General features: G+C 71.6%; 9 protein-coding genes. 2 read left to right on the forward strand and 7 right to left on the reverse strand.

The genetic code is table 11. The features are described 5' to 3' along the window. From GTW67_RS14375 to GTW67_RS14395, 5 genes are all read right to left on the reverse strand, one after another. The coding region (locus tag GTW67_RS14375) for a TrmH family RNA methyltransferase (protein ID WP_272920496.1) at positions 1-577 on the reverse strand (577 nt) is incomplete at its 3' end. Positions 578-694: 117 nt separating this feature from the next. Next, on the reverse strand, positions 695-2,092 hold the full coding sequence (gene cysS / locus GTW67_RS14380; protein WP_161165210.1) for a cysteine--tRNA ligase: 1,398 nt from the start codon (positions 2,090-2,092) through the stop codon (positions 695-697). A 238-nt stretch (positions 2,093-2,330) separates the two neighbouring features. Then, on the reverse strand, positions 2,331-2,834 hold the full coding sequence (gene ispF, locus GTW67_RS14385; RefSeq protein WP_161165211.1) for a 2-C-methyl-D-erythritol 2,4-cyclodiphosphate synthase: 504 nt from the start codon (positions 2,832-2,834) through the stop codon (positions 2,331-2,333). After that, the gene (gene ispD, locus GTW67_RS14390; RefSeq protein ID WP_161165212.1) at positions 2,824-3,600 is read right to left on the reverse strand and encodes a 2-C-methyl-D-erythritol 4-phosphate cytidylyltransferase; all 777 of its coding nucleotides are present in this window, start codon (positions 3,598-3,600) and stop codon (positions 2,824-2,826) included. The genes ispF and ispD overlap by 11 nt, the downstream gene beginning before the upstream one ends. Before the next feature lie 309 nt (positions 3,601-3,909). After that, positions 3,910-4,392, reverse strand: a complete 483-nt coding sequence (locus tag GTW67_RS14395; protein ID WP_003953493.1) for a CarD family transcriptional regulator — start codon at positions 4,390-4,392, stop codon at positions 3,910-3,912. 666 nt (positions 4,393-5,058) lie between these two features. Between GTW67_RS14395 and GTW67_RS14405 the strand changes: the two genes are divergently transcribed. Then, on the forward strand, positions 5,059-5,721 hold the full coding sequence (locus GTW67_RS14405; protein WP_161165213.1) for a DUF461 domain-containing protein: 663 nt from the start codon (positions 5,059-5,061) through the stop codon (positions 5,719-5,721). A gap of 108 nt (positions 5,722-5,829) precedes the next feature. Here the strand turns inward: GTW67_RS14405 and phoP are convergent, their stop codons facing one another. Both phoP and phoR read right to left on the reverse strand, forming a co-directional pair. Beyond that, a complete protein-coding gene (gene phoP, locus GTW67_RS14410; protein ID WP_465270560.1) occupies positions 5,830-6,501 on the reverse strand; it encodes a two-component system response regulator PhoP in 672 nt (223 codons plus the stop codon). 5 nt (positions 6,502-6,506) lie between these two features. After that, positions 6,507-7,844 (reverse strand): two-component system sensor histidine kinase PhoR, encoded by a 1,338-nt coding sequence (gene phoR / locus GTW67_RS14415; protein WP_161165214.1) that lies wholly within the window; start codon positions 7,842-7,844, stop codon positions 6,507-6,509. 201 nt (positions 7,845-8,045) lie between these two features. Between phoR and phoU the strand changes: the two genes are divergently transcribed. Then, positions 8,046-8,683: phosphate signaling complex protein PhoU (gene phoU / locus GTW67_RS14420; RefSeq protein ID WP_161165215.1), on the forward strand; the 638-nt coding region annotated here is incomplete at its 3' end.

Genomic DNA, 8,683 nt, shown 5'->3' on the forward strand with positions numbered 1-8,683 from the left:
TGCCGTGGCCGCCGAAGGCGGAGACGGAGCGGACGACCGCGCCGAGGTTGCGCGGGTCGGTCACGCCGTCGAGGGCGACGATCAGCGGGTCGGCGCCCTCGTCGTGGGCGGCGGCGACCAGGTCCTCGGGGTGCGCGTACTCGTACGGCGGGACCTGGAGGACGAGGCCCTGGTGGTTGAGCCCGTTGGTCATCCGGTCGAGCTCGGGGCGGGGCGCCTCCATGAGGTTGATGCCGCCGCGCTCGGCCGCGAGCTGAAGCGCCTCGCGGACCCGCTCGTCGTTGTCGATGAACTGCTGGACGTAGAGCGTCGAGGCGGGCACGCCCTCGCGCAGGGCCTCGTAGACCGGGTTGCGGCCGACGACGAGCTCGGACGTGGACCGGCCGCCTCCGCGGCGCTGCTGCGGACGTCCCGTGGCGCGGCGCGCCTTGGCGTTGGCGGCGCGCTGCTTGGCGTGCCCCTTGCGCATCTCGGCGGGAGGCGTCGGCCCCTTGCCTTCCAGGCCCCGGCGTCGCTTGCCGCCGCTGCCGACCTGCGCGCCCTTCTTGCCGGACATGCGGCGGTTGTTCGCGGCCATGAGTTACCTGTCTCCGCTCTCTGCGTCTTCACGCGGGTGTGCGTGGTGCTTGCGTCTTATGCAGTGTGCCGCCCGGGAGGCCGGGCGGCACACTTGATCTTCGGGGGCCGTGGAGGCTCAGCGGGAGCCGAGGCTCCAGCGGGGTCCCTGCGGGCTGTCCTCGATGGCCAGCCCCGACTCCTTCAGCTGGTCGCGGATGGCGTCCGCGGTGGACCAGTCCTTCCGCGCCCGGGCGGCCTCGCGCTGGTCGAGGACGAGGCGTACGAGGCTGTCGACGACGTCGTGCAGGTCCTCGCCCTGCTCGGCCTCGCCGGCCCAGTGCGGGGCCTGCGGGTCGAGTCCGAGGACACCGAGCATCGCACGGACCTCGGCGAGGCGGGCGACGGCGGCCTCCTTGTCGTCGGCGGCCAGTGCGCTGTTGCCCTGCCGGACGGTGGTGTGCACGACGGCGAGCGCCTGCGGGACGCCCAGGTCGTCGTCCATCGCCTCGGCGAAGGCGGGCGGCACCTCGGCGGCGGGCTCGACGGTCCCGGCCAGCTCGGTGACGCGCTGCACGAAGCCCTCGATCCGCGCGTACGCCGCCTCGGCCTCGCGCAGGGACTCCTCGCTGTACTCGATGGTGGAGCGGTAGTGCGGCGTGCCCAGGTAGTACCGGAGCACGACCGGCCGCCACTTCTTCACCATCTCGCTCACGAGCACGCTGTTGCCGAGCGACTTCGACATCTTCTCGCCGCTCATGGTGACCCAGGCGTTGTGCACCCAGTACCGGGCGAAGGCGTCGCCGAAGCCCTCGGCCTGGGCGATCTCGTTCTCGTGGTGCGGGAAGATCAGGTCGATGCCGCCGCCGTGGATGTCGAACTCGGTGCCGAGGTACTTGTGCGCCATGGCCGAGCACTCCAGGTGCCAGCCCGGCCGCCCGCGTCCCCACGGCGTCTCCCAGCTCGGCTCCCCGGGCTTGACCGCCTTCCACATGGCGAAGTCCCGCGGGTCCCGCTTGCCGGTCTCGCCCTCCCCGGAGGGCTGGCGCAGCTCGTCGAGGTCCTGGTTGGACAGCGACAGGTACCCGGGCAGGGACCGTACGTCGAAGTAGACGTTGCCCTCGGCCTCGTAGGCGTGTCCGCGCTCGATGAGGCCGCGCATCATCTCGACCATCTCGGTGATGTGGCCGGTGGCACGGGGCTCGTAGGTGGGGGGCAGGCAACCGAGGGCGGTGTAGGCGTCGTTGAACGCCCGCTCGTTCTCGTACCCGATGGACCACCAGGGGCGGTTCTGCTCGGCCGCCTTCTTGATGATCTTGTCGTCGATGTCGGTGACGTTCCGGATGAACGTGACGTCGTAGCCGCGGTACGCGAACCAGCGGCGCATGATGTCGAAGTTCAGCCCGGAGCGGATGTGCCCGATGTGCGGGGCGGCCTGCACGGTGGCGCCACACAGGTAGATCGAGACACACCCGGGCGTGAGGGGGGCGAAGTCACGGATCTGCCGGGCGCTGGTGTCGTACAGGCGAATAGTCACGGCTCCAGGGTAGTGGGCCCCGGGCAGTGCCAGGGGCGCCCGGCCCGCTTGTCACCACACGGATTCCGAAGACACGGTTCACCGGAGGCGACGGTCGCCGCCTGTCCGACCGAGTGGGGTGGTGGGTGGGCGAAGGCCGGGGTCCAGGGGCGGAGCCCCTGGCGGGGTGCGGGGCGGAGCCCCGCGGTCACCGGCCACGGGGCGCAGCGTCACGACCGCCGGCCACGGGCGACGCCCGTCATCCGCCCCCGTCGGAGACGACCAGCGCCGTGGCCACCGCCATCAGCCCTTCCCCCCGCCCGGGGAACCCGAGCCCGTCCGTCGTGGCCCCGGACACCGACACCGGCGCCCCGACCGCCTCGGACAACACCTTCTGCGCCTCGTCCCGCCGCTTGCCGATCTTCGGCCGCGGCCCCACCACCTGCACCGCGACGTTCCCGATCCGGAACCCGGCCGCCCGCACGATCCGCGCGGCCTCCGTCAGCAGCGTCACCCCCGACGCCCCGGACCACTCGGGCCGCCCGGTGCCGAAGTGCTGCCCCAGGTCACCGAGGCCCGCGGCGGAGAACAGCGCGTTGCACGCCGCGTGCGCGACGACGTCCGCGTCGGAGTGCCCGGCCAGCCCGGCCCCCTCGCCCTCCCACTTCAGTCCCGCGCACCACAGCTCGCGCCCGTCCTCGAAGGCGTGGATGTCGGTGCCGATCCCGACCTGCGGCAGCACGAGGGGAGCGTCAGAAGCCATCGTTCAGCCTCCTGCGCGCCAGGACCGCCTCCGCGAGCACCAGGTCGAGGGGCCGCGTCACCTTGAACGCCTCCTCGTGCCCCGGCACGACCACCACCGTCAGGCCCAGCTGCTCGACCATGCTCGCGTCGTCGGTGACGTCGCCGGTCACCGTCTCGTGGGCCCGCACCAGCGTGGCCCGGTCGAAGCCCTGCGGCGTCTGCACCGCCCGCAGCCGCGCCCGCTCCGGCGTCGCCACCACGGGTTCCGGCTCGCCCGGCACCGCCGCGGGCTCGACCTGCTTGACGGTGTCGGCGAGCGGCAGCGCCGGCACCACGGCGGGCGCGCCCTCCCGTACGGCCTCGATCACGCCGTCCACCGTGTCCACCGGCACCAGCGGCCGGGCCGCGTCGTGCACGAGGACGATGTCGTGCTCCGGCGGCAGCGCGTCCAGGCCGAGCCGTACGGACTCCTGCCGCGTCTCGCCGCCCGGCACGACGAGGAAGTCGGTCCGCTCAGGCAGCGCGTGCGCGTCGAGGAGGCTCTTGACCTCGGCGGCGCCGTCGGGCGGGGCCACGACGACGACCAGGGAGACCGCGCGGGACGCGGCCATCGCGCGGACCGCGTGGATGAGCATGGGCGTGCCGCCCAGCGCCCGGAGGGCCTTCGGGGCACCCGGGCCGAGCCGTACACCGCGGCCGGCGGCCGGGATCACGGCCGCCGTCCGGGCCTTCGTACGGGCCTCGGCGGGCGGCTGCGCGGGCGAGGGGCGCGATTCGTCAGACATCGGTTCCTGTCAGGTTTGTGTGCTCGACCTAGTTGGGTATGGCCTCACCGTGCCGGGCGCGACGCCTTGACCGGACCCTTCCGTGACCCTGGTCGAGCCCGCAGTCCGGGCCCGGCACGCCAGCACCGGGGAAAGCCTCCCGGGATGAGCCTACGAAGGCGTACGGCGTCGGGGTACGAAGATGCCGCAGCGCCCGGCGACAGCAAAGATGTCATCGGGCACCGCGGCATTTCCGTGCGCTGAACCGAGTGGGCCTGAGCCGAGCGGCCGGTGGGCCGTGCTCGCGTCAGGTCCCGCGAGGGTTTCGCCTCAGGAGGCGAGCACCTCGTCGAGCAGGGCCTCCGCCTTGTCCTCGTTGGTGTTCTCCGCGAGAGCGAGCTCGCTCACCAGGATCTGGCGGGCCTTGGCGAGCATGCGCTTCTCACCTGCGGAGAGTCCGCGCTCGCGCTCACGCCGCCACAGGTCGCGCACGACTTCCGCGACCTTGATGACGTCGCCGGAGGCGAGCTTCTCCAGGTTTGCCTTGTAACGACGCGACCAGTTCGTGGGCTCCTCGGCGTACGGCGCGCGCAGCACCTCGAAGACCCGGTCCAGCCCGTCCTGACCGACCACATCACGCACGCCGACGAACTCCGCATTGTCCGCTGGCACACGTACCGTCAGGTCACCCTGGGCGACCTTCAGCACCAAGTAGGTCTTGTCCACGCCTTTGATCTGGCGAGTTTCGATAGCCTCGATCAGCGCGGCCCCGTGATGGGGATAGACCACGGTGTCGCCAACCTTGAACGTCATGTGACAGGTACCCCTTCCGTGGCTATCCAGGGTAACACGGATACGGCGTCTTCTGAATGGCGTTTTCGCAGGTCAGGGCATATCTCGGGGCTTGACAACAGCAACAGGAACGTGCTGCGCCGGGTGAGCGGAAGAAGGTATTCGCAGGTCGGAGCGGCTCTTACGGCCGGGTGAAACATGCACGTCACACACGTCGAGAGCATCCCTCAACCGCCCGAAGAGACCCATATGTCCGGTTCCATGCGTGCGACTTCCGCTACTCCGTTCGGTGCCAGGTGCGGGCTTCCGGTCGAATCCGGAATTGATCACGGGCGCGCCCGGCCCGGCCCCGCCGTTGATCAATTCCGGGTCCGTCCGCGCATTCCTTCACGCAAAATTCGCGCGCGGGCGGGCGCCGGTATGACGGCGCTTCTTATCCGAATGGCGGATCGGCCTGTGTTGACTCTGCGTACCAATGTGACTGCTGATGCCAGTGCGCTCGGCCGCCTCCCGGAGGCGGCCGACCGGCTCCGGAACTACCACCTGCCGGGCGAAGCCGGAGCCCTCGGGGGAGGGTCGGGTGCGGCGGCCCGGGAACGGCTCGGTAACCTGAGGCCGCTGACAGTCACTTAGGGCGGCTTTATCCGTTGCCGCCGCCTCGCTCGAGTCCAAGGAGTTGCCGCCGCCGTGAGCAGCAGCCTTCGACGCGGTGCCCTCGCCGCCGCCGCCATCGCGTTCTCGATCGCCTCGCTCGCCGCGTGCGGTGCCGGTCACAACGCCCAGACCCTGGAGATCAAGCCGGACAACGCGGCGACCTCCGTCGGCGACATCAAGATCCAGAACGCGGTCGTCATCACGCAGCCCGACCTGGAGTCGACCGGCCCGGCCGTGGTCTCCGCCACCCTGTTCAACAGCGGTTCGACCGACCAGACGCTGGACACCGTCACCGTGGCCGGCAAGTCCGCCGAGCTCAAGCCCGCCAAGGGCGGCAAGAGCCTGACCATCCCGGCCGGCGGATCCCTGATCCTCGGCGGCAAGGACAACGCCTCCGCGGTGCTGCCCAGCAGCCGCGAGGCCGTCCAGGACGGCAACGCGCAGAAGGTCACCTTCGCCCTCAGCGAGACCGGTGACGTGAACCTGCGCGCCTTCGTCGTCCCGGCCGAGAGCTACTTCTCCTCGTGGGGCCCGACCGACGTCCCGGCCACGCCCAGCGCGCCGGCGTCGCCGTCCGCGGGGGCCTCCGGGGAGCCGGCCGACGGCGCTTCGGCGGACGCCTCCGAGGGTGCTTCGGCGGACGCGACCGGTACGGCGGCCGAGGCCGAGGAGCACGAGGAGACGGCCGGCCACTGAGCCCCGTACACCGCCGCGCACGCGGTACGCCGAAGGGCGGGACCCCTGAGAGGGAGTCCCGCCCTTCGCCGTACCGCCTGTCCGGAAGGGGGGCCGGGGCCGGTCCGGCTACGGCTCGAACTTGTAGCCGAGGCCGCGCACGGTGACCAGGTACCGCGGCGCGCCCGGGTCGGGCTCGATCTTGGCGCGCAGCCGCTTGACGTGGACGTCGAGGGTCTTGGTGTCACCGACGTAGTCGGCGCCCCACACCCGGTCGATCAGCTGCATGCGGGTCAGCACGCGGCCGGCGTTGCGCAGCAGCATCTCCAGCAGGTCGAACTCCTTCAGCGGCAGGTCGACCTTGGTGCCGCCGACGGTCACCACGTGCCGGTCGACGTCCATGCGGACGGGCCCGGCCTCCAGCGCGGCGGGGGTGACCTCCTCGGGCTCGCCGCGCCGGCGCAGTACGGCACGGATACGGGCGACGAGCTCGCGGGAGGAGAAGGGCTTGGTGACGTAGTCGTCGGCCCCTATCTCCAGTCCGACGACCTTGTCGATCTCGCTGTCCTTGGCGGTCACCATGATCACGGGGACGTTGGAGCGGCCGCGCAGCTGACGGCAGACCTCGGTGCCCGGCAGGCCGGGCAGCATCAGGTCGAGGAGGACGAGGTCGGCGCCGTTGCGCTCGAACTCGTCGAGTCCGTCGGGCCCGGTGGTCGCGACGGCGACCTCGAAGCCCTCCTTGCGGAGCATGTACGACAGTGCGTCGGAGAAGGACTCCTCGTCCTCGACGACGAGCACACGGGTCACGGAAGGACCTCCGGGGCGGGAAGCGAAGCGTACGGGGATGTGTCGGAAGAAGCGGGGGCGGACTGTCCGTCGCCGGCGATCTCGCCGTGCTCCACGTGTCCCAGGTCCAGGTCTTCCACCTGGTCCCCGGGGCCGGCGTCGGCGGCGGCGTCGTGGGCGGTCCGGCGCGCTGCGCGGTCGCGGGAGGCACCCGACTCCGGCAGTCGCAGGGTGAAGGTGGAGCCCTGGCCTTCGGCGCTCCACACCGTGACCTCCCCGCCGTGCGAGGCGACCACGTGCTTGACGATCGCGAGACCCAGTCCGGTGCCTCCGGTGGCCCGGGAGCGGGCCGGGTCGACGCGGTAGAAGCGTTCGAAGACGCGCTCCTTGTCCTTCTCGGAGATGCCGATGCCCTGGTCGGTCACGGCGATCTCGATCAGGTCGCCGCCGGGAGCGCCGACGCGCCGGGCGGCTATGCCGACACGGGTGCGGGCGGGCGAGTAGTTGACGGCGTTCTCGACGAGGTTGCCGAGGGCGGCGGCGAGCTGGCCGCGGTTGCCGCGTACGTGCAGGTCCGCGGTGCCTCCGGCGGCCATGGTGATCTGCTTCGTGCCGGCCGCGTGCCGGCAGCGGTCGATGGCCTCGGCGACCAGTTCGTCCACCCGGACCGGCTCGGCGTCGTCCAGCGGATCGTCGTTCTGCACCCGGGACAGGTCGATGAGCTCCTGCACCAGGTTGGTCAGGCGGGTCGCCTCGATCTGCATGCGCCCAGCGAACCGCTCCACGGCCTCCGGGTCGTCCGAGGCGTCCATCACGGCCTCGGACAGCAGCGACAGCGCGCCCACCGGCGTCTTCAGCTCATGGCTCACGTTGGCGACGAAGTCGCGCCGCACGGCCTCGATGCGGCGGGCCTCGGTGAGGTCCTCGACCAGCAGCAGCACCAGCCGCGACCCGAGAGGCGCGACGCGCGCGGACACGGCGAGTGCCTCGCCGCGCCCGGTGCCCCGCCTCGGCAGGTCCAGCTCGACCTGCCGTATCTCCCCGTCCCGCCGCGTGTCCCGGGCCATCTGGAGCATCGGGTCGACGGCGAGCTTGCCGCCCCGGACCAGGCCGAGGGCGTACGCCGCCGAGCTGGCCTTGACGACCCCGTCGGCCTCGTCGAGGACGACGGCGGAGGACCGCAGCACCGACAGGACGGTGTCCACGCCGGGCGGGAGCACCGGGTCGGTGTGCAGGGAGGTGCGGGTGGGGCGCTTCTGGTCGCGCTCGCTCCAGCGGAACGCCAGCATGGCGATGACACCGGTGAGCACTCCGGCGATCGCTGCCGCTGCGGCGACCGCCGCGTTCACGTCCATGCGTCCAGGTTAGGCATGCCGCACCGCCCCGCATCAGCCATCGGGGTGCGACCTCGAACACTCGTCGCCCAGAGTTCACCTTGGCGCCAGGGCCGGTTCACTTGGGGTGCCGGAAACGGACGCGTGCGGGCCGGACCGTGTAAGCGTGGGGGTGCGGCGAGGGATGCGAGCCCCCTCCCAGGACGTACGAGAGGGAACCTGATGCGGGACGCGTACCACGAGGAACTGGACTCGATCGGCGACAGTCTGGTGGAGATGGCCCGGCTGGTCGGGTCGGCGATCGGGCGCGCCACGACCGCCATCCTCGACTCCGACCTCAAGCTCGCCGAGCACGTGATCGAGGGCGACCAGAAGGTCGACGAGCTCCAGCACGACCTGGAGGCGAAGGCGATAGCGCTGCTGGCCCGGCAGCAGCCGGTGGCGACGGACCTGCGCATCGTCGTCACCTCGCTGCGGATGTCGGCCGACCTGGAGCGCTCGGGCGACCTGGCCCAGCACGTGGCCAAGCTGGCCCGGCTGCGCTACCCGGCGCGGGCGGTCCCGCACGACCTGCACGCCACGATCCTGGAGATGGGGCAGCTCGCGCAGCGCCTGATGGCGAAGGCGGCGGAGGTGATCATCACCAAGGACGTGGACCTGGCGCTCCAGCTGGAGCAGGACGACGACGAGATGGACCTCCTGCACCGCGCCCTCTTCCAGCACCTGATGGACGACCGCTGGAAGCACGGCATCGAGACGGCGGTCGACGTCACCCTCCTGGGCCGCTACTACGAGCGCTACGCCGACCACGCGGTGGCGGTCGCCAAGCGGGTCGTCTACCTGGTCACGGGCGAACACGC

It is taken from the genome of Streptomyces sp. SID5910 (genome assembly GCF_009862125.1).
Classification (GTDB): domain Bacteria; phylum Actinomycetota; class Actinomycetes; order Streptomycetales; family Streptomycetaceae; genus Streptomyces.